At 67.8% G+C, this 18,808-nt stretch carries 18 protein-coding genes; 9 read left to right on the forward strand and 9 right to left on the reverse strand.

The window, feature by feature from the left end; genetic code table 11:
• Positions 1-2: 2 nt before the first annotated feature.
• Together ACQY9P_RS13785 and ACQY9P_RS13790 are read right to left on the reverse strand one after the other, a co-directional pair.
• Complete coding sequence (locus ACQY9P_RS13785; RefSeq protein WP_421738713.1) at positions 3-542, reverse strand: DUF4199 domain-containing protein; 540 nt, start codon at positions 540-542, stop codon at positions 3-5.
• Positions 543-672: 130 nt separating this feature from the next.
• A complete protein-coding gene (locus ACQY9P_RS13790; protein ID WP_421738712.1) occupies positions 673-1,089 on the reverse strand; it encodes a response regulator transcription factor in 417 nt (138 codons plus the stop codon).
• Between the two features lie 125 nt (positions 1,090-1,214).
• Between ACQY9P_RS13790 and ACQY9P_RS13795 the strand changes: the two genes are divergently transcribed.
• Complete coding sequence (locus tag ACQY9P_RS13795) at positions 1,215-2,045, forward strand: TIGR00266 family protein (protein WP_421738711.1); 831 nt, start codon at positions 1,215-1,217, stop codon at positions 2,043-2,045.
• 149 nt (positions 2,046-2,194) lie between these two features.
• Here the strand turns inward: ACQY9P_RS13795 and ACQY9P_RS13800 are convergent, their stop codons facing one another.
• Both ACQY9P_RS13800 and gcvA read right to left on the reverse strand, forming a co-directional pair.
• Positions 2,195-2,524 carry a chorismate mutase gene (locus ACQY9P_RS13800; RefSeq protein ID WP_421738710.1) on the reverse strand — a complete coding sequence of 110 codons (330 nt, stop codon included), beginning with the start codon at positions 2,522-2,524 and terminating at the stop codon, positions 2,195-2,197.
• A 6-nt stretch (positions 2,525-2,530) separates the two neighbouring features.
• Positions 2,531-3,487: a transcriptional regulator GcvA gene (gcvA, locus tag ACQY9P_RS13805; protein ID WP_421738709.1), complete on the reverse strand. Its 957-nt coding sequence runs from the start codon at positions 3,485-3,487 to the stop codon at positions 2,531-2,533.
• 188 nt (positions 3,488-3,675) lie between these two features.
• Between gcvA and cobA the strand changes: the two genes are divergently transcribed.
• The 5 genes from cobA to ACQY9P_RS13830 are packed head-to-tail and all read left to right on the forward strand — an operon-like array spanning position 3,676 to position 7,844.
• Entirely contained in the window at positions 3,676-4,578 is a 903-nt protein-coding gene (cobA, locus tag ACQY9P_RS13810) for a uroporphyrinogen-III C-methyltransferase (RefSeq protein WP_421738708.1), read from the forward strand.
• Positions 4,575-4,937 carry a DUF2849 domain-containing protein gene (locus tag ACQY9P_RS13815; RefSeq protein WP_421738707.1) on the forward strand — a complete coding sequence of 121 codons (363 nt, stop codon included), beginning with the start codon at positions 4,575-4,577 and terminating at the stop codon, positions 4,935-4,937. The genes cobA and ACQY9P_RS13815 overlap by 4 nt, the downstream gene beginning before the upstream one ends.
• A gap of 3 nt (positions 4,938-4,940) precedes the next feature.
• A complete protein-coding gene (locus tag ACQY9P_RS13820) occupies positions 4,941-6,599 on the forward strand; it encodes a nitrite/sulfite reductase (RefSeq protein ID WP_421738706.1) in 1,659 nt (552 codons plus the stop codon).
• Positions 6,583-7,089, forward strand: coding sequence for a DUF934 domain-containing protein (locus ACQY9P_RS13825; RefSeq protein WP_421738705.1), 507 nt, complete (start codon positions 6,583-6,585; stop codon positions 7,087-7,089). Before ACQY9P_RS13820 ends, ACQY9P_RS13825 begins: the two co-directional genes overlap by 17 nt.
• Positions 7,089-7,844, forward strand: a complete 756-nt coding sequence (locus ACQY9P_RS13830) for a phosphoadenylyl-sulfate reductase (protein WP_421738704.1) — start codon at positions 7,089-7,091, stop codon at positions 7,842-7,844. The genes ACQY9P_RS13825 and ACQY9P_RS13830 overlap by 1 nt, the downstream gene beginning before the upstream one ends.
• A 125-nt stretch (positions 7,845-7,969) precedes the next feature.
• On the opposite strand, the gene ACQY9P_RS13835 is transcribed toward ACQY9P_RS13830, so the two are convergent.
• Both ACQY9P_RS13835 and ACQY9P_RS13840 read right to left on the reverse strand, forming a co-directional pair.
• Positions 7,970-10,147 carry a penicillin acylase family protein gene (locus tag ACQY9P_RS13835; RefSeq protein WP_421738703.1) on the reverse strand — a complete coding sequence of 726 codons (2,178 nt, stop codon included), beginning with the start codon at positions 10,145-10,147 and terminating at the stop codon, positions 7,970-7,972.
• Between the two features lie 80 nt (positions 10,148-10,227).
• Positions 10,228-10,725: a 3D domain-containing protein gene (locus tag ACQY9P_RS13840; RefSeq protein WP_421738702.1), complete on the reverse strand. Its 498-nt coding sequence runs from the start codon at positions 10,723-10,725 to the stop codon at positions 10,228-10,230.
• A gap of 86 nt (positions 10,726-10,811) precedes the next feature.
• Between ACQY9P_RS13840 and ACQY9P_RS13845 the strand changes: the two genes are divergently transcribed.
• From ACQY9P_RS13845 to ACQY9P_RS13855, 3 genes are read left to right on the forward strand one after another with little or no spacing between them, the layout of a single operon-like run.
• Positions 10,812-11,399: a glutathione S-transferase family protein gene (locus ACQY9P_RS13845; protein ID WP_421738701.1), complete on the forward strand. Its 588-nt coding sequence runs from the start codon at positions 10,812-10,814 to the stop codon at positions 11,397-11,399.
• 14 nt (positions 11,400-11,413) lie between these two features.
• Complete coding sequence (locus tag ACQY9P_RS13850) at positions 11,414-12,445, forward strand: S1/P1 Nuclease (protein WP_421738700.1); 1,032 nt, start codon at positions 11,414-11,416, stop codon at positions 12,443-12,445.
• A gap of 4 nt (positions 12,446-12,449) precedes the next feature.
• The gene (locus ACQY9P_RS13855; protein WP_421738699.1) at positions 12,450-12,896 is read left to right on the forward strand and encodes an NUDIX domain-containing protein; all 447 of its coding nucleotides are present in this window, start codon (positions 12,450-12,452) and stop codon (positions 12,894-12,896) included.
• Here the strand turns inward: ACQY9P_RS13855 and ACQY9P_RS13860 are convergent, their stop codons facing one another.
• From ACQY9P_RS13860 to pepN, 3 genes are all read right to left on the reverse strand, one after another.
• Positions 12,897-13,253 (reverse strand): UrcA family protein, encoded by a 357-nt coding sequence (locus ACQY9P_RS13860; protein WP_421738698.1) that lies wholly within the window; start codon positions 13,251-13,253, stop codon positions 12,897-12,899.
• 139 nt (positions 13,254-13,392) lie between these two features.
• Positions 13,393-15,861 carry an ATP-binding protein gene (locus tag ACQY9P_RS13865; protein WP_421740094.1) on the reverse strand — a complete coding sequence of 823 codons (2,469 nt, stop codon included), beginning with the start codon at positions 15,859-15,861 and terminating at the stop codon, positions 13,393-13,395.
• A gap of 215 nt (positions 15,862-16,076) precedes the next feature.
• Positions 16,077-18,668, reverse strand: coding sequence for an aminopeptidase N (gene pepN, locus ACQY9P_RS13870; protein WP_421738697.1), 2,592 nt, complete (start codon positions 18,666-18,668; stop codon positions 16,077-16,079).
• Positions 18,669-18,808 lie beyond the last annotated feature (140 nt).

The following is an 18,808-nucleotide window of genomic DNA, read 5'->3' on the forward strand; positions in this document are numbered from 1 at the left end:
GGTTAGGTCGGGCGGACCCTGGCCGGCAGGAAGCGCGGGTTGCGCAGCAGGGCGGCGCTGACCAGGGCCACCAGCAGGCCCACGGGGAAGATCTCGGCGAAGGTCATGGGCAGGCGGTTCAGCGGGTTCTGGTAGGCGACGCGCATGCTTTCCAGCTCGACCGCCGCCTTGCGATAGGCTTCGCCTGTGATCCCCGCCGCGCGCTTGGCGGCCAGCACCTGGGCCACGTACCTGTCCATGAAGGCGTAGTGGGTGATCGCCAGATAGACCTCCCACACCAGCACATAGACAATGGACGCCACCAGGGCGATGCCTAGGCCCAGCAGGGCGGCCGTACGGAACGTGATGACGCCGCCCAGGACCTGATCACGGTGCTGCCTGACCCCGACCAGAATTGAGGACAGCGCCACCAGCATGATCAGATAGCCCAACCAGACGCTGGAGTGCGGCGCATCCCCGCCCGACGACACGGTGGTGGCGATGATGCCAAGGATGATCACCAGGCCCGAGATCAGGCCGTAGACGGCAATGGTGCGGATCATGGCGTTGGCTCCTTCATGCGACGCCCGGAAAGGAAGCCCCAGCCTGTCGCAGCGTCGGTGTCGGCGGTATCGCCCAAAAGGGTGAGATCGTACGTCCCGGCCTTTTGGCTGGCCTGTCCGGGCGAGGTGATCATGGGATCAGCCCAAGCTCCCGCGCCTTGCCCACTGCCTGGGTGCGTCGCGCCACCTCCAGCTTGCCGTACAGGTTGCCGATGTGCGTCTTGACGGTGTTGGGCGACAGGCCAAGCCCCTTGGCGATCTCCTTGTTGGACTGGCCGGCGGCCAGGCGCTCCAGCACCCGCACCTCTTGGCCGGTCAGGCCCAACGACCTGAGGGCCAGGTCATTGCGCTTGAAATCGCCGACGGGGCTCGCCCGCGCCGCCAGCGTCCAGCCCACCCAGGCGCCGCCCACGGCGAAGGCCGCGCCGATGACGCCGATATAGAGCTCCCGGGGAAGGGCGTGGACCAGATAGCGATATTGCAGCCATTGCAGCCCGAAGGCCGCGACGGCCAGCAGCAGGGCCCAGGGGACAAGAGCGCGGATCATCGGCGGGATGGTGCGCGAACCGCGCCGCCGGTCAATGCCCGCCGCGGCGACAGAATAAAGGATGTGTAATTGGCGAGGCGAGGGCCGTCCGGATAAGCTGCCGGCAGTTCAACAGGAGCCTTTCCATGCCCCCGAGCCCTTGGCATCACGAGCGTAACGCCAGCGTCGCCGACGATATCGACTTCGAGATCAAGGGACAGGAACTGCAGTTCCTGGAGATCGAGCTGGATCCCGGCGAGAGCGCCGTGGCCGAGGCCGGCTCGTTCGTCTGGAAGGACGCCAGCGTCGAGATGACCACCGTGTTCGGCGACGGCTCCAGCGGCGGGCAGGGCGGCTTCATGGGCAAGCTGCTGGGGGCCGGCAAGCGGCTGATCACCGGCGAGAGCCTGTTCACCACCGTCTTCACCCACACCGGCCAGGGCAAGGCGCGGGTGGCCTTCGCCTCGCCGACGCCGGGCTCGATCCTGCCGCTGAACCTGGGCCAGCTGGGCGGCCAGCTGATCTGCCAGAAGGACAGCTTTCTGGCCGCCGCGCGCGGTGTGTCGATCGGGGTCTTTTTCCAGAAGCGCGTGATGACCGGTCTGTTCGGCGGCGAAGGCTTCATCATGCAGAAGCTCGAGGGCGACGGCTGGGTGTTCGTGCAGATGGGCGGCACGCTGGTCGAGCGCGAGCTGGCGCCCGGCGAGGAGCTGCATGTCGATACGGGCTGCCTGGCCGCCTATACCCCCGGCGTCGATTTCGACCTGGTGATGGCTGGCGGGGTCAAGAGCGTGGTGTTCGGCGGCGAGGGCCTGTTCTTCGCCCGCCTGCGCGGCCCCGGCAAGGTCTGGATCCAGTCGCTGCCGTTCTCGCGGCTGGCGGGCCGGATGATGGCGGCGGCCGGCGGCCAGGGCGGCAACCGGGGCGAGGGGTCCATTCTCGGCGAGATCGGGGATTTGATCGGCGGGAACCGGTAGGCGCTCTCTTCTCCCTTCCCCCTTGATGGGGGAAGGGCGGGGTTGGGGGTGATGCGGTGGTTGATGTCGAGCGCCGCGCTATGCGGCCAGCTCAGAAGTCACCCCCATCCCCAACCCTTCCCCCATCAAGGGGGAAGGGGGCTCCCGCTTCAGCCCTTGGTCTTGTCCCAGCTGTCGTACTCATAGGCGATGCAGCGGTCGATCAGGGTGCGCCACACCGGCTCTGCTATCGACTCGGACAGGCCCGACTCGCGGGCGGCGGCCTTGACCTTGGTCACCACGTCCTCGATCCGCGCGCGGTCAAAGACCTTGGAGCGGTCGGCCTTGATGCGGGCGGCGGCGGCCATGTAGCCCTGACGCTCGGTCAGCAGCGCCACCAGGGCGCGATCCAGGGCGTCGACGCCCTGACGCACGTCAAGCATGGTCTGGCAGTCGCCGGGAACCAGCCGTTCGCCGACCTCGATATTCGTCTTGACCATGAAACCCTAGATACCCGCGCCGTTGTCCATCGTGAGGAGAGCCGCCTCGTGCGCGGCGGCCTCGTCCTTGAGCCAGGCGACGAAGGCCTTCACCTGAGGCAGTCGTCCCTTGGCCTTGGGATGGACGACGTAATAGGCAAAGTCGACCGCCGTGGCCATCTCGAAGGGGATCACCAGGCGTCCGGCGTCCAGATCGGCCTGGGCCAGGGTGCGCTTTGCCAGCGCCACGCCGCGGCCGTTGGCGGCGGCTTCGATGACCATGCTGGACTGGTTGAAGCGGGGGCCGCGCGAGCCGTCGATGCTGCGCAGGCCGCGCGCCGCCAGCCACATGGCCCAGTCGGGGCAGCTGTCGTCGGCGTCGGGCGAGCCATCGTGCAGCAGGATGTGGTGTGAGAGATCCTCGGGCGCCGCTAGCGGGTTCTCGGCCAGCAGGGCGGGGCTGACCACCGGCACCACGGTCTCGCTGAGCAGGCGGATGACCTCGAGACCCGGATAGCGGCCCGAGCCGTAGCGAATCGCCAGGTCGACCTCGCCGGCCGCGAAATCGACGACTTCCATGCCGGCCGACAGCCAGACATCGACCTGGGGCTGGGCCTGCTCGAACTTGCCCAGACGCGGCACCAGCCACTTGGCGGCGAAGGACGGGGCGGCGGTCAGGGTCAGGCGGCGACCGTCGACGGCGGCCGTCAGCAGGGACGCGGCCTCGGCCAGGCGGTCGAAGGCCTCACGCAGGGCGGGCAGGGCGGTCTGGGCGGCGTCGGTCAGCAGTAGGCCCTTGGGCGTGCGCTTGAACAGGGCCGCACCGACATAGTCTTCCAGGTTCTGGATCTGCTGGCTGACGGCGCCGGGCGTCACTGAAAGCTCGTCGGCGGCGCGGCTGAAGTTCAGATGACGGGCGGCGGCCTCGAACGCGCGGAGGGCGTTCAGCGGCGGCAAGCGACGGCGCTCGTTCTGTCTTTCCATGAGTTTTACTGAACGCCTCGGCAGAAGTCCTTGTTTGCGAATTGGACCGCCCGCGACCAGTTTGCAAGGGCTCGCTGGTGGATTGGCCCTTTTCACCGGCTGGCGCGCGCGGGGTCGTTCTTCGGAACGACCCCGTCTTGCATTTTATCGGTTTATCCCGACTGCGTTGATAGAGGTTCTGATACCCAATGTCCCGGCCCTCGGTCCGTAACCGCAAGTCTGGCCTCGTCGTTCTGGGCGGGGGCGACGCCGCGCGCGCCCCGGGCGTGGTGCATCTGGTCGGGGCGGGGCCCGGCGATCCGGACCTGCTGACGATCAAGGCGCTGAAGGCCCTGCAGGCCGCCGACGTCATCGTGCATGACGGGCTGGTCTCTGACGAGATCCTCGATCTGGCCCCCGCCAGCACTCAGCGGATCAACGTGGCCAAGCGCAAGTCGCGCCACACCCTGCCGCAGGACGACATCAACCAGCTGCTGGTCGCCCTCGCTCTCGACGGCCTGACCGTCGTGCGCCTGAAGGGCGGCGATCCGTTCCTGTTCGGGCGCGGCGGCGAGGAACTGGCCGCCTGCCGCGAGGCGGGTGTCGTCTGCCATGTGGTCCCCGGCGTCACCGCCGCCCTGGCCGCCTCGGCAGGGGCCGGCGCGCCCCTGACCTATCGCGGCTCGGCCCAGGCCGTGACCTTCGTCACCGGTCATGCCGCTCCCCAAGAAGGCGTGATGGGTGAGCCGGATCTGGACTGGGCGTCGCTGGCCCGGCCCAACCAGACAGTCGTCGTCTATATGGGCGTATCAACCGCTGGCCTGATCGCCGGTCGGCTGATCGACGCCGGCCGCGCGGCCTCGACCCCGGCCCTGATCGTCGAGAACGCCAGCCGCGCCGACGAGCGCCGCATCCTGACGACGTTGGCCGGGCTGGCGTCCGCCGCCGAGGGTCTTAAGGGACCGGCGCTGCTGATGGTCGGCGAGGCCATGGCCATGGCTGATATTTCCACCGCTCTCCCCGGCGAAGGCCGGGGCCCAGGTGAAACCCACGATTCTCTCCGGATGAATCTGGGTCCCGGCCTTCGCCGGGAAGAACGGAGTTTTAAATGAAAGCCATCACCGCCAACCGCCTGCTCGATGGCGAGGTCGTGTTCTGGAAGTCCGGCCAGTGGGTCGACGCCTTCGGCGACGCCCAGCTGTTCGACAATGACGATCAGGCCGTCGAGGCCGCCGTCGCCACCGGCAAGGGCCAGCCCACCGTGGTGGTCGATGTCTATCCGATCGATCTGACGCCGTCCGAGGGTCATTGGGCGCCGGTCAGCTATCGCGAGCGCATCCGGGCGCTTGGCCCCACCAACGAACCCACCCACGGCAAGCAGGCCGACGGCGGCGAATTTATCGACGCCCTTCGCCACGCGGCGGGCGCGGCGCGCTCGACCGGCCGCGTCGACCTGATCCGCAGGAAGTAAGCGATGTACCAGTACGACATCATCGACCGCGAATTCCTGATCGACCGCTCCAACGAGTTCCGGGGTCAGGTGCAGCGCCGTCTGGCCGGCGAAATGACCGAGGACCAGTTCAAGCCTCTGCGGCTGATGAACGGCCTCTATCTGCAACTGCACGCCTACATGCTGCGGGTGGCCATTCCGTATGGCTCGCTGAACGCCGCCCAGGTGCGTCGCCTGGCCTGGATCGCCCGCACCTATGACAAGGGCTACGGGCACATGACCACGCGTCAGAACATCCAGTTCAACTGGGTGAAGCTGAAGGACGCGCCCGACATCCTCGACGCCCTGGCCCAGGTCGACCTGCACGCCATCCAGACCAGCGGCAACTGCATCCGCAACACCACGTCTGACCCCTATGCCGGCGCCACGGCCGAGGAGATCGACGATCCGCGCGTGTGGGCCGAGGTGATCCGCCAGTGGTCGACCCTGCACCCCGAGTTCAGCTACCTGCCGCGCAAGTTCAAGATCGCCATCACCGGCGCGCTGAAGGACCGCACGGCCGCCAAGGTGCACGATATCGGCCTGATGCTGCGCCGGGCGCGCGATGGCTCGCTGGGCTTCGAGGTGATCGTCGGCGGCGGTCAGGGGCGCACGCCCTATGTCGGCCCGACCATCAAGGAGCACCTGCCGGTCAGCCGGCTGCTCAGCTATCTGGAAGCCGTGTTGCGGGTCTATAACCGCCACGGTCGCCGCGACAACATCTACAAGGCCCGCATCAAGATCCTGGTCGCCGCCCTGGGCGCCGAGGAATTCGGCCGTCAGGTGGAAGAGGAATGGGCCAAGATCGACGCCGCCCGCGCCGACCTGCCCGACCACGAGCTGGCCCGCATCCGCGGCGCCTTCGCCCAGACGCCGTTCGAGATCCTGCCGGCCGTATCGACGGCGTTCGAAGCCGCTCGCGCCGCCAGCCCGGCCCTGCAGCGTTTCGCGCGCAACAACATCAAGCCGCACAAGAAGCCCGGCTACGCCATCGTCGAGATCTCGCTGAAGGCGCAAGGCCAGACGCCGGGGGATGCGACGGCCGACCAGCTGGATCTGATCGCCGACCTGGCTGAAAAGTACGGCCTCAACGACGTGCGGGTGACCCACGCCCAGAACCTGGTCCTGCCGCATGTGAAGCTGGACGATGTTCCGGCCGTCCACGCGGCCTTGGCCTCGGCAGGTCTGGCGACGGCCAATATCGACCTAGCCAGCGACATCATCGCCTGCCCGGGCCTGGATTACTGCGCCCTGGCCAATGCCCGCGCCATCGGGGTCGCCCAGGACATCGCCGCGAAATTCGCCGACGAGGACCGCGCCGAGAAGGTCGGCGAGCTGAAGATCAAGATCAGCGGCTGCATCAACGCCTGCGGTCACCACCACGTGGCCCACATCGGCATTTTGGGCGTCGATAAGAAGGGCGAGGAATTCTACCAGCTGTCGCTGGGCGGGTCGGGCGCGGAAGACGCCTCGATCGGCAAGATCCTCGGCCCGGCATTGCCGGCCGACAGGGTGGCCGGCGCCATCGACACCCTGGTCGAGGCCTATCTGGGTATCCGCACCGGCGAGGAGCGCTTCCTCGACACCTATCGCCGCGTCGGCCTCGAGCCCTTCAAGGAGGCTGTCTATGCCCAGGCTGATTAAGCTCACGAACGGCGTCGCCGCCTTCGCCGACGACAGCTTCGTCAACGTCACCGACGAGGACGCCATCCCCGAAACCGGCGACGTGATCCTGTCCCTGACCCGTTTCCAGGCCGAGGGCGACGCCCTGCTGTCGTCCAACAGCCGCAAGGTCGGGGTGCGCATCGAGTCCAACGAAGAGGTCGAGGCTTTGGCCTATGACCTGCCGCGCTTGGCGGTGGTGGCCGTGGCCTTCCCGAAGTTCCGCGACGGCCGCGCCTATACCTCGGCCCGCCTGCTGCGCGAGCGGCTGAACTATACCGGCGAGGTGAGGGCGGTCGGCGACGTGCTGCAGGAGCAGGCCGGCTTCATGGTCCGCTGCGGCATGGACGCCTTCGAGCCCGTCGACGGCGCGACGCCGGAGGTCTGGACCAAGGCCGCCAGCCGCTTCCGCCACGTCTATCAGCGGGCCGCCGATGATCGGCAGGTCGCGTTCGAAGAGAGGATTGCGTGATGGCATACGACCAGACGGGCGCGGCGCCCCTGTCTGGTTCGGGCAGCCTGGCGGCCCGACTGGACGCCGAACTGCGCGACGCCCATCCGCTGACCATCCTGCGCAAGGCCTATGAGACCTTTGGCGACAAGCTGGCCCTGGTCTCGTCCTTCGGGGCGGAATCGGCCGTGCTGCTGCACCTGGCCTCGCGGGTCGCCCCCCAGATCCCGGTACTGTTCCTCGACACCGGCATGCTGTTTGGCCAGACGCTGGACTACCGCAAGTCCTTGTCGGCCCAGCTGGGCCTGACAGACGTGCGTGACCTTCGACCGGCCTTCGCCGACCTGGCGGTCCAGGATCCCAAGTCTGACCTGTGGCGCACCGACATCGACGGCTGCTGCCATATCCGCAAGGTGCTGCCGCTGGATCGCGCCCTGGGTGGCTTCGAGGCCTGGATCACCGGCCGCAAGCGCTTCCACGGCGGCGATCGCCTGCGCCTGGCGGTGGTCGAGGAGGCCGAGGGCAAGATCAAGTTCAACCCGCTGGCCAACTGGTCGAAGGCCGAACTGGACGCCTATATCGCCGAATACAGCCTGCCGGCCCACCCCCTGGTCGCCCAAGGCTTCCCGTCGGTCGGCTGCTGGCCGTGCACCAAGCCGGCCGAAGAGGGCGAGGACGTCCGCGCCGGCCGCTGGGCCGGGCAGGACAAGACCGAGTGCGGCATCCACGTGGCGCGCGCGCCGGGCGCCGCGCCGAACGTGGGCGGGGATATTTAGGGGACAATCCTCTCCCTGTGGGAGAGGTGTCGGCGCAGCCGACGGAGAGGGGCTGCCATGAATGCCCGACGACTTCCCCCTCCGGCGCTTCGCGCCACCTCCCCCTTCAGGGGGAGGATCTGAATCTACTGCCCCGGCCGATAGGTCCGCGCGATGTGCCCCTTCAGGTCCTCGGGATAGAAGTAGACGTCCCGCAGGTTCCCTTGAGCATACCGCTCGGCCTGGTCGTTGAAGTGCTTTGAGCCCGGATCACCGCTTTCGCCGCCGGCTGAAACAGCCCGCGCGCGGACCTTGGCGCCGAACTCGACCACGGCGACGAAGCTATTGCCCGACGTGCCGTAGTATTTCCGGGTCCCCGGCCAGCGCTTGGCGCCGAACGAGGCCAGCGAGCCCCACTGGGCCGAGGCGAAGGGCACCGGGATGCTGGGGCCGGCGTCGTTGAACGGCTGGACGATGTCGCCCGTCAGGCGCTGGAAGCGGTTGATCTCGCCCCAGGGCGTGCGCCAGCTGCCGAAGTCGGTCGCCAGGCGATCGGAGGCCTGGGCCAAGGCGTTCAGCTTCTCGGCCGGCGTCGCCTGGTCGGCCATGTAGTCGTAGACATTGACGCCCTTGGCCTTGGCGGCGGGCGCGGCGGTGGTCCACAGGGCCTCGCCCCAGAACACCGCCAGCGATGTCGCCTCCGACTTGGCGGACCACTTGAAGTCCCAGCCTTTCAGCAGGGCGATCTGCTCGGCCAGCTTGGCTTTCAGAGGATCACCGGACGGCGCCGCGTCATAGGCCGCCGTCAGCGTCGGGAGCAGACGCGCGAAGGCGGTCAGGTAGGGGTCATAGGCCGCGCCGATCAGGCCGGGCAGGGTGAAGTCCTTGCGGTCCGTCAGCACCCGGGTCGCGTGGACGCCGCGCGGGTTCTCGCCGAACGTATCCATGTATTTCGGGAAGTCCGCCTTCTTGGGGCTGTAGGGACCCGCCGCCGAATAGGGCCAGTCATTGGTGTTGAAGATCCAGCCGTTCTTTGGGTTCAGCAGGGCTGGCGCTTCGTTCAGGGCGTGCAGGCCCTTCCAGTCGGTGGCCGGATCGGCGCCGTCCACCGGCTGAGTGTAGTCGAAGCGGTCGTCGCGGCGCGGAATGAACTGCGGGTGCAGATAGGCGATCTGACCCTTGCTGTCGGCGAAGATGGTGTTGTTGGACGAGTTGGCCTTGAGCTCGGCCACCTTCATGAACGATGCGTAGTCGGTCGCCTTGGTGCGCAGGAACGACTGCTCCAGCGCCGCCACCGGCTTGTTCATCAGGGCGATGCTGATCCACTTGCCATCGGCCTCGCGGACGATCGGGCCGTGATGGGTGCGGAAGACCGTGAAGCGCCGCTCCGCCATCGTGCCGTCGGCCGCCTTGTAGGGCACGACGATCACGTCGCTGGTCACCGGCCGCAGGGCCTTGCCGTACTGGTAGAAGCGCTTGCCGTCCTTCTCGAGAACCGTTTCGGCGAATTCGTCGACCACGTCGACGCCGCTGGAGGTGTGCATCCAGCCGGCCTTGGCGTTGAAGCCCTGGTAGATGAAGAACTGGCCCCAGGTGGTCGCGCCATAGGCGTTGAGGCCCTCGTCGCTGGCCACCTGCATCTCGGAGCGGAAGAAGAACGAGGTGTGCGGGTTGATCAGAAGCAGCGCATTGCCGGCCAGGGTGTTGGAGGGCGCGATGGCGAAGCCGTTCGAGCCGGTGGGCTCGCGGAACGTGAGGCCCTTCTCGTCGGTGGTCATGGCCAGCTGGCGCTTGCCGTAGAAGTTCTCAAGCTGGGTCAGAGACACCCGCTCGATATCGCCGCCGATACTGCCTTCCGAGAAGCTGAGCGCCATCCAGGGCTCGAACCGGGTGATCGTGCGCGGCTTCACCGTTGGATGGGTGGCGAGGTAGAAGTTCAGGCCGTCTGCCCAGCCGTTCATCAGGGCCTTCAACCAGGCGGGGCTCTTGGCGTAGTCGGTCTTCAGGACGACGGGGGCGATGAACAGCTTCTGGCGCAGGTCGCTCCAGATCGCCTTCTCGCCATCGGCCTCGGCCGCCCGGCCCAGCGCGGTGATGTAGTTGGTCTCGACGCGGTTGAAGTCGTCCTCGGCCTGCGTATAGGCCATGCCGAACACCGCGTCGGCGTCGGTCTTGCCGTGGATATGGGCGATGCCCCAGTCGTCGCGGACGATCTCCACCCGGGCGGCGCGGGCCTTCAGGCGGGACAGGTCGTCGGCCGCGTGGGCGGGCGATCCGGCGAGCACAAGGACCGACAACAGAGCCAGCAGGCTGGAATGACGCATGAGACCTCCAGAGCCTTCAGGCTCGATCGGGTCTCAGGTTTAAGAGAAGCTTGGCCAAGCGCAAGGCTTTGGCGCGCCCGCTATTGCGGCGGGCAGCCCTTGAACTCGCCGACCTTGCTGACCGACAGGGCTGAAAGGTCGACTCCCGACAGCGCCTTCATCGACGAGGCGCCCGTGCCGCTGAACAGGTCCAGCTTCAGGCCCTTGATCGCCCCGCCGATGTCGGAAGCGTACCAGTAGCCGTCATGGGTGCCGCCATCGGGCATCGGCAGGCCGACCGTTTCCTTGATGAACAGCACGGTGCGACGGGGGATCACCTTGGGGTCCACAGCCACCGTGCGCATGGCGGCCACGCGGCAACCCAGCGAGTCGAGGCCGCGAATGCCCTTGGCCCCGGCATGATAGAGGGTGGCCCGCATCTTCCATTCCAGCGAGCCGGGCATGGAGCCTGTCAGGGCGCCCATGATCAGGTCACCCAGCGGGTCAAGTTGACCGGCGGAGTCCGAGTCGGCGGCGAAAGCGGGAAGTGCGGCGAACATGGCCAAGGTGGCCATAATTCCGGCGAGCGTGCGACGCATCGAGGGAATCCTCTTATCGGCGTATCTGTCGGGCGGGCACTGGATAGTCCGATCACGGCGCCGTGACAACCCTTTGGAGGCGAGCGATGGTTCTGCGGATCTTCGGTGACACGAAATCGGGCAACTGCCTGAAGGTGAAGTGGACAGCCCAGCACCTGCATCTGCCGTTCGAATGGATCGAGGTCGACATCCTGAAATCGGAGTCGCGGACCCCGGAATTCCTGGCGATGAACCCGGCGGGGCAGGTCCCGGCGGTGATCCTCGACGATGGCCGCGCCCTGGCTCAGTCCAACGCCATCATGCTGCATCTGGCCGAAGGGTCGGCGCTGATCCCGACTGACGCCTATGATCGCGCCAGGATGTTCGAATGGCTGTTCTGGGAGCAATACAGCCACGAACCCTATGTGGCCGTGGCCCGCTTCCAGGTGGCCTATCTGGGCAAGCCCGCGGACTCGCTAGACGCAAAGCTGGTCGAGCGCGGCGCCGCGGCCCTGGCCCGCCTGGAAGCTCAGCTGGCTACCTCGCCCTATCTGGTCGGCGAACGGCTCACTCTGGCGGATATCGCGCTGGTGGCTTACACCCGGGTCGCTCACGAGGGCGGTTTCGACCTGTCGCGCTATCCGGCCGTCAAGGCTTGGGTCGGCCGGGTCGAAGCGGCGCTCGATATCCAATAGTTCGTGGAGCTTCCATGTCGCGTCTGTCGCCCAGCCTGAAAGTCCTCGTCCTTGCCGCGAGCCTCGCCGCGCCGGCCAACTCGGCCCTGGCCTGGGGGGCGTCGGGTCACCGGCTGGTGGGGGTGCTGGGCGCCCAGAGCCTGCCGTCCGACCTGCCGGCCTTCGTGCGCACGCCGACGGCGATCGCCGCTATCGGCGAATACGCCCGCGAGCCGGACCGCTCGAAGGGCTCGGGCAAGATCCACGATACCGACCGGGATTCGGCCCACTTCCTGGACATCGACGACCAGGGCAAGATGTACGGCGGTCCGGCCTTCACGGTGGCGACCCTGCCGCCCACCCGCGCCGACTACGAGACCGCCCTGCGCGCCGCCGGGACCGACAGCTGGAAGGCCGGCTATCTGCCCTACGCCATCATCGACGGCTACCAGCAGCTGGTGAAGGACTTCACCTACTGGCGCATCCTGGTCGCGGCCGAGAAGCAGACCACCGACGCCACGAAGAAGGCCTATTACGCCGCCGACCTGAAGCGTCGCGAGGACCTGCTGATCCGCGACCTGGGCGTCTGGGCGCACTATGTGGGCGACGGCAGCCAGCCGCTGCACCTGTCGGTGCACTACAACGGCTGGGGCGACTATCCCAACCCCAACGGCTATTCCAACTCACGCTCGACCCACTTCGACTTCGAAGGCCCGCTGGCCAAGGCCGTCGGGGACGAGGCCCAGGTCAAGGCGCTGATCCCGGCCTATGCCGACTGCGCCTGTTCGGTGGAGACGCGGGTCGTTGGCTACCTGACCGACACCTGGAAGCAGACAGAGCCGCTGTATGCGCTGCAGAAGGCCGGCGGCATGGTCGAGACCGATCCCAAGGGCAAGGCCTTCACCCAGGCGCGGCTGGCGGCCGGGGCCGCGGCCCTGCGCGATCTGGTGACCGACGCCTGGCGGGAAAGCGCCAACGGCAAGATCGGCTATCGTCCGGAGATCAGTGTGGCCGACGTCGAGAGCGGCAAGGCCGATCCCTGGAACGACCTCTACGGCAAGGACTGACGGCTTGCTCGCGTTCGGCCAGCCGGAGCCGGGGCTAGACTATCTGGACCGACCGGCCGCCTTCGGCGTCGTCGAGAACGCCGTGGGCGAGATCGCGCTTGTCCGCGTCAGCAAGCCCGGCAAGCCGCCGTATTTCGATCTGCCGGGCGGCGCGGTCGATGGCGACGAGACCGAGCCGGAAGCCGTGGTGCGGGAGTTCGGGGAGGAGACCGGCCTGATTGTTCAGGTTGATCATCCGATCGTCGCCGTCTCGCAGTTCTTCCTGAAGTCCAACGGCCAGCCGGTGCGCAATTTCGGTGGTGTCCACGTGGCGCGCATGATCGGCGCGAACCCGGTCCTCAAGGTCGAGGATGACCACGAACTGGTGTGGCTGGATCCGCGCGACGCGGTGGTCGCGCTCCGCCACGACGCCCATGCCTGGGCGGTCGCGGCGTGGATGCGCCGGGGCTAGTCAGCGGGCGGCGAAGGTCGTCGGCTGAGCGCGGCGAGCGGCCTTCAGTTCGGTGTGCTGTGCGCGGGTCAATTCGGCGTTCACGGCGTCGTGGAAGTCCATGACACAGGCGCGGGCCGACAGTTCGCCAAGGCGCTCGAAGTGGGTGCGCGCGGCGCAGAACTGGTCGGCGGCGGCCTCGGCCCGCCGGTTGAACTCGGCGGCGTCGGCCGGATGCGAGAGGCGCAGATCGCCGATCTGGATTCGGACGGCAGGCTGGGCGCGCTCGGCGGCGTGGGCGGCGGTCAGGCCGATGATCGGCGTGGCGGCCAGGGTCAGGGCGGCGACGGCGGCCAGGCGATTGATCAACTTGCTCATTTTCTTGTCCCTCGAAGTGTTGGGCGCTCAGCGCCTTGTCTTGATCGAGGGTTTAACGGCCACCGCTGACGGAATCCCGTTACGAGTGCTTCATGACGTGGATTTAAGTCTATGAAAGGAAAGTAATATTTCCTGCGGTTCAGGCGGCGGCGAAGTCGCGGGCCTGGCTGATCTGGCTCTGGCGGACCGGGAGCATGAAGCTGACCGTGGTGCCTTCGCCCGGTGTGCTGGTCATCTCCAGCGCCCCGTCGTGCATCTCGATCAACGACTTGGTCAGGGCAAGGCCAAGGCCCGTGCCCTGGGTGGTTTTGGAAAGCTGGCTCTCGACCTGCTCGAACGGCCGGGCCAGGCGGGCCAGGTCTTCCTTGGCGATGCCGATGCCGGTGTCGGTCACCGAAACCCGGATCCGCTCGCCCAGCGGATCGCGGCGGATCTCGGCGCGGATCGTGATGCTGCCCGAGCGCGGCGTGAACTTGATGGCGTTGGACAGCAGGTTCAGCAGCACCTGCTTGACCGCGCGGTAGTCGGCTTCGATCTCGGGCAGTTGCGGGAAGTCGATGGCCAGCTTCAGGCCCGCCGCCTCGGCGCGGTTGCGCACCAGACGCACGGCGTCCTCGGCGACATCCTCCATGTTGATGGGCTCGAACTTCAGGTTCATCTTGCCGGCCTCGATCTTCGACATGTCGAGGATGTCGTTGATCAGGGCCAGCAGGTGTTGGCCGCTGTTGTGGATGTCGAGGCTGTAGCCCTTGTAGCGCTGGTCGCCGAGGGGGCCGAACATCTCGTTCATCATGATCTCGGAGAAGCCGTTGATGGCGTTCAGCGGCGTCCGCAGTTCGTGGGACATGTTGGCCAGGAACTCGCTCTTGGCCTTGTTGGCGCCCTCGGCCTTGACCTTCTCGGTCTCGTACTTGCGGGCCAGTTCCGCCAACTGCTCCTGGCTGCGCTCCAGGCCGGTGACGGCGCTCTGAAGCTGCTCCTCGTTGAGGCGGCGCGCTTCTTCCTGGTTCTTGATGGCCGTGATGTCGGCGGCGGTCATCACCAGGCCGCCTTCGGCCGTGCGGCGCTCGCTGATCTGGATCCAGCGGCCGTCGTTCAGCTCGGCCTCGCGCACGCCCCGCGCGCCGTCCGGAGCGGGGTGATCCTGCTTGATGGCCAGGGCGGCGAAGCGATTGACCTCCGCCCGCGCCGCGCCGGGCTTGAGCAGCTTGGGTTCCAGCGAGAAGACATTGCGATAGTTGCGGTTGCACATCAGCAGCCGGCCCTGGCGATCCCACAGGACGAAGGCTTCGGAGACGCTTTCGATGGCGTCGCGCAGGCGGTTTTCGGCGGCCTGGGCGCGGGCTTGGGCGAGGCGCTCCTCGGTCACGTCCAGGGCCACGCCGATGATGCGGACATAGCCATCCTGACCGGGCTTGCCGAAGCCCTGGCCTCGGGCGTCGATCCAGATCGAGCGGGCGCCCTGCTGGGTGGCCGGCACCCGGAACGAGACATCGAAGGCGCCGTACATGGCCGCGTTGGCCAGGGCCTGCCGAACGCGCTCACGATGATCGATGGAGATGCGGTCCAGCATCTCCTGGCCCGAAACTATGCCGCCGCCGCCCCATCCGAACATCGCGCCCGTCACGTCGGACAGAAACACCTGGTCGGCGCGCAGGTCCCATTCCCAGATCCCGCAACGGGCGGCCTCGACGGCGAGACGGAAGCGCTGTTCGCTGTCGACGAATTCCTTGTGGGCGGCCTCGACCTTGCGGCTCTGCATCATCAGCAGCAGAGCCAGGGCGATGCCGACGCCCAGCGGCGCCAGCAGGTTGAAGGCGCCGGCCATGACCTGACGGTCCATATTGGCCACGGTGTGCGAGGGCGCGGCCGCCACGGCCAGCAGCGCGCCTTCGGCCAGCGGCTGGGCGGCGACGTCCAGGACCGCGCCGTTGGTCGCCTGGCCTCGCCGCGCTGCGGCCTCGCCGCCGACATCGTCCATCGACAGGGCGAAGGCTTCCCTGAAGCTGGTCGCGCCCAGGGCCGCGCGACCCTGGCTGGCCAGCAGACGGCCGTCGGCGAGGGCGATGGAGCGTGCGCCGTCCTTGCCCGGATCCTTGACCAGGCGGGTCGGGTCGCCGCTGGCGATGACAAAGCCGCGCCCGGTTGAGGCCGGCGCTGTCGTGGCGACATATAGCCGGCCGGTGTCGCCCGCAGCGCCGATCCAGGTCGAGCGGCCCGAGGCGGCGGCGGCTGCGGCGGCGGCCTTCCAGTTGGCGGATTCGTCGCGCCCGGCGACGGCCTGAACGCCTGCGGCGCTGACCACGGCCACGGCCATGGCCTCGCCGCCACTGGCGCGCAGGGCGATCTCGGCGGCGTCCATGGCGGCGGCGGGATCACGCTGGAGAAGGTCGGCGGCGGCCGAGAGGCCGGCGCGCTGGGCGGCCAGATTGGCTTCGATGCGACCGGCCACCAGACTGGCTTCGGCGGCCAGGGACGCGCCGCCCGGAGGAGTCTGGGCTTCGCGCTGCAGGCGCTTGACGCCGAACGCCGTATAGACGGCCAGCAGCAGCAGGGCGGCCAGGATGGCGATGCGGATATAGGCCTGCGAAGGCGAGCGCGCGGTCATCGACCGCACGGCGCCCGCCACGGAAGGTCCGGCTCCCGCCAGCCTTCCGGGTCTCGCAACCCCAACTCGCAAACGCGCGGCTCCCCGTGGACTCCATGGCGAGTCACTTCGCCAGCACTGGAATCTAGCGCACCGCCGACGGCCGCGTCACGGCTCATCCGCCAAATTGGCGGGGTATGAGCCCATTGGTCGCAATCGGCTCACAGGCAATCGCGTCAATCGAGCGCCTTGGTCGCCAGTTCCAGCACGTTCTTCGACAGGCCGGGGTGCGCCACGATCTCGCGCAGCGCCGCCTTCATCTGGTCGGCGAGGGCCGGGGCATAGCGCCGCCAGCCGCCGAGAGGCTCGACCAGCCGCGCCGCCGTCATCGGATTATAGGCGTCGACCATCAGGATCTGCTCGGTCAGGAACCGGTAGCCCGCGCCGCTGACGTCATGGAAACGGGCGGGATTGAAGTTGGCGAAGGTCGAGACCAGGGCCCGCAGGCGGTTGGGGTTGGTCTTGTCGAAATCGGGGTGCCTCGTCAGGGCGATGACCCGCTCCAGCGCGTCCTCGGCCGGGTCGCGCCCCTGCACCGAGAACCACTTGTCCAGCACCAGCGGCTCGTCGCGCCACTTGGCGTGGAAGGCCGCCAGAGCCTTCTCGCGCGCCATGCCGCCCAGCTGGACCATGGGGAACAGACCGCCCATGGCGTCGGTCATGTTGGTGGCGGCTTCGAAGTGGCCCATCAGGCGACCGACATTCTCGGCATGAGGATCGGCGGCGAGGATGTCGGCGCAGGCGTTTCGCAGGGCGCGGCGCCCTGCGGCCGAGGCGGCGGCCGAGAACTCGCCCGCGCTCTGCATTTCGCCATGCAGGCGGCGCAGCAGATCGCCAAGATGCACGGCGATGCGACCGCGAAGGGCGTCGCGGGCGTGGTGGATCGCGATCGGGTCGGCCAGATCCAGCGCCAGGGCCAGATCGGCCTCGCTGGGCAGCGCCATCAGCAAGGCCTTGAAGGCCGGCTCGGACGCTTCATCCAGCAGAGCCTGGCCCAGAGCGTCGGCATAGCGCTCCTCGCCGACCTCGTCTGGCGTCCCGGCGGTGCGGGCCAGGATAAGGTCGCGGGCCAGGCTCTGGCCGGCTTCCCAGCGGTTGAACAGGTCCGGGTCGCCGGCGAACAGGGCGTAGCGCTCGACCGGGCGGGCGTCGGTGGTCAGGTTGACCGGCGCAGAGAAGCCACGCAGGGCCGAGATCACCGGGGCCGCCGGCACGCCGTCCCAGCGCACCGTCTTGGTGGGACCGTCCAGCACCACGATCTCGCTGTCGCGCAGCACGCCGCCGTCATGGTCCAGCAGGCCGATGGTCACGGGAATGGGCAGGGCGCGCTTGGTCGGCTGGCCCGGCGTCGGCGCGGTGGTTTGGGTGAGGGTGATCTCAAGCGTGCCCGTCGCCGCGTCGTGCCGGCTGGTCAGCGCCACCGTCGGCGTGCCGGCCTGCTCGTACCAGGCGAAGAAGTCGGTCAGGTCCTGGCCCGAGGCTTCGGCGAAGCAGGCGATGAAGGCCTCGACCGTGGTCGCCTGACCGTCGTGGCGCTCGAAATAAAGGTCCGCGCCCCTGCGGAACGCTTCCGCGCCCAGCAGGGTCTTGAGCATGCGGATGATCTCCGCGCCCTTCTCGTAGATGGTCGCGGTGTAGAAGTTGTCGATCTTCATGTAGCTGGACGGTCGCACCGGGTGGGCCAGCGGTCCGGCGTCCTCGGCGAACTGACGGGCGCGCAGGGCTCGCACGTCCTTGATCCGCTGCACGGCCGCGCCGCGCTGATCGGCGCTGAAGCTCTGGTCGCGGAAGACCGTGAAGCCTTCCTTCAGGCACAGCTGGAACCAGTCGCGGCAAGTGATGCGGTTGCCGGTCCAGTTGTGGAAATATTCGTGGGCCACGACCGCCTCGATGCGCTCGTAATCCAGGTCGGTCGCGGTCTCGGGATCGGCCAGCAGCAGGGAGCTGTTGAAGATGTTCAGCCCCTTGTTCTCCATCGCCCCGAAATTGAAGTCGCGAACGGCCACGATCATGAACAGGTCCAGGTCGTATTCGCGCCCGAACGCCTCTTCGTCCCACTTCATCGAACGCTTCAGCGCGTCCAGGGCGTAGGCGGCGCGTGAGGCCTGGCCAGGGTCAACGAAGATTCGCAGGTCGACGGTGCGTCCGCTCATCGTGACGAAGCGGTCGGTCAGCACATCCAGGTCGCCGGCCACCAGGGCGAACAGATAGGCGGGCTTGGGGAAGGGGTCCTTCCACTCGGCGAAGTGGCGGTTTCCCTCCAGCGCGCCGCTGGCCACCAGATTGCCGTTGCTCAGCAGGTGCGGGAAGCCGCGATCGGCCTCGATCCGCGCGGTGTAACGGCTGAGCACGTCCGGGCGGTCGGGGAAGAAGGTGATGGTTCGGAAGCCCTCGGCCTCGCACTGGGTGCAGAACCGGCCGCCCGACATGTAGAGACCCATCAGCGCCTTGTTGGCGGCCGGATTGATCTCGACTTCGGTGGTCAGGACGAAGGCGTCAGGCACGGCGTGCAGGGTCAGGCCCTCCTCGTCGAGACCATATTCATTGGCGCTCAGCGTCTGGCCGTCGATCGCCGCCGAGATCAGCTTCAGGCGCTCGCCGTTCAGGACCAGAGGCTCGCCAGCGTCGCCGGTGCGCCGGATTCTCAGCGTGGCGCGCACCCGGGTGGCCTCGGGATGCAGGTCAAAGACCAGGTCGGTGGTCTCGATGGCGAACGGGAAGGGGCGATAGTCCGAGAGGCGGACGGCCTGGGGCGTTTCTGTGCGCATGTCGGCAATGTAGTCGGCCCGCGCCCCCCCGGCGAGAGCCCTTAAGTAATAAGGCCTTGGCCAAAGGCCACAAATTCAGTGTGGACTTGTTCCGGATCAAAGAATGCGCGCCCGACTGGGCGCAAACCCCCTCTCGGGCG

It is taken from the genome of Caulobacter sp. (assembly GCF_965279145.1).
Taxonomy (GTDB): Bacteria; Pseudomonadota; Alphaproteobacteria; order Caulobacterales; family Caulobacteraceae; genus Caulobacter.

What these genes read in the sequence shown, in the direction of transcription:
- ACQY9P_RS13800 (WP_421738710.1), bottom strand. Translation starts at nt 2,524, where the DNA reads ATGGTCAAGACGAATATCGAGGTCGGCGAACGGCTGGTTCCCGGCGAC.
- pepN (WP_421738697.1), bottom strand. Translation starts at nt 18,668, where the DNA reads ATGCGCACAGAAACGCCCCAGGCCGTCCGCCTCTCGGACTATCGCCCC.
- gcvA (WP_421738709.1), bottom strand. Translation starts at nt 3,487, where the DNA reads ATGGAAAGACAGAACGAGCGCCGTCGCTTGCCGCCGCTGAACGCCCTC.
- ACQY9P_RS13840 (WP_421738702.1), bottom strand. Translation starts at nt 10,725, where the DNA reads ATGCGTCGCACGCTCGCCGGAATTATGGCCACCTTGGCCATGTTCGCC.
- ACQY9P_RS13865 (WP_421740094.1), bottom strand. Translation starts at nt 15,861, where the DNA reads ATGACCGCGCGCTCGCCTTCGCAGGCCTATATCCGCATCGCCATCCTG.
- ACQY9P_RS13790 (WP_421738712.1), bottom strand. Translation starts at nt 1,089, where the DNA reads ATGATCCGCGCTCTTGTCCCCTGGGCCCTGCTGCTGGCCGTCGCGGCC.
- ACQY9P_RS13830 (WP_421738704.1), top strand. Translation starts at nt 7,089, where the DNA reads ATGGCATACGACCAGACGGGCGCGGCGCCCCTGTCTGGTTCGGGCAGC.
- ACQY9P_RS13860 (WP_421738698.1), bottom strand. Translation starts at nt 13,253, where the DNA reads ATGAGCAAGTTGATCAATCGCCTGGCCGCCGTCGCCGCCCTGACCCTG.
- ACQY9P_RS13795 (WP_421738711.1), top strand. Translation starts at nt 1,215, where the DNA reads ATGCCCCCGAGCCCTTGGCATCACGAGCGTAACGCCAGCGTCGCCGAC.
- ACQY9P_RS13820 (WP_421738706.1), top strand. Translation starts at nt 4,941, where the DNA reads ATGTACCAGTACGACATCATCGACCGCGAATTCCTGATCGACCGCTCC.
- ACQY9P_RS13835 (WP_421738703.1), bottom strand. Translation starts at nt 10,147, where the DNA reads ATGCGTCATTCCAGCCTGCTGGCTCTGTTGTCGGTCCTTGTGCTCGCC.
- ACQY9P_RS13825 (WP_421738705.1), top strand. Translation starts at nt 6,583, where the DNA reads ATGCCCAGGCTGATTAAGCTCACGAACGGCGTCGCCGCCTTCGCCGAC.
- ACQY9P_RS13785 (WP_421738713.1), bottom strand. Translation starts at nt 542, where the DNA reads ATGATCCGCACCATTGCCGTCTACGGCCTGATCTCGGGCCTGGTGATC.
- ACQY9P_RS13845 (WP_421738701.1), top strand. Translation starts at nt 10,812, where the DNA reads ATGGTTCTGCGGATCTTCGGTGACACGAAATCGGGCAACTGCCTGAAG.
- ACQY9P_RS13850 (WP_421738700.1), top strand. Translation starts at nt 11,414, where the DNA reads ATGTCGCGTCTGTCGCCCAGCCTGAAAGTCCTCGTCCTTGCCGCGAGC.
- cobA (WP_421738708.1), top strand. Translation starts at nt 3,676, where the DNA reads ATGTCCCGGCCCTCGGTCCGTAACCGCAAGTCTGGCCTCGTCGTTCTG.
- ACQY9P_RS13815 (WP_421738707.1), top strand. Translation starts at nt 4,575, where the DNA reads ATGAAAGCCATCACCGCCAACCGCCTGCTCGATGGCGAGGTCGTGTTC.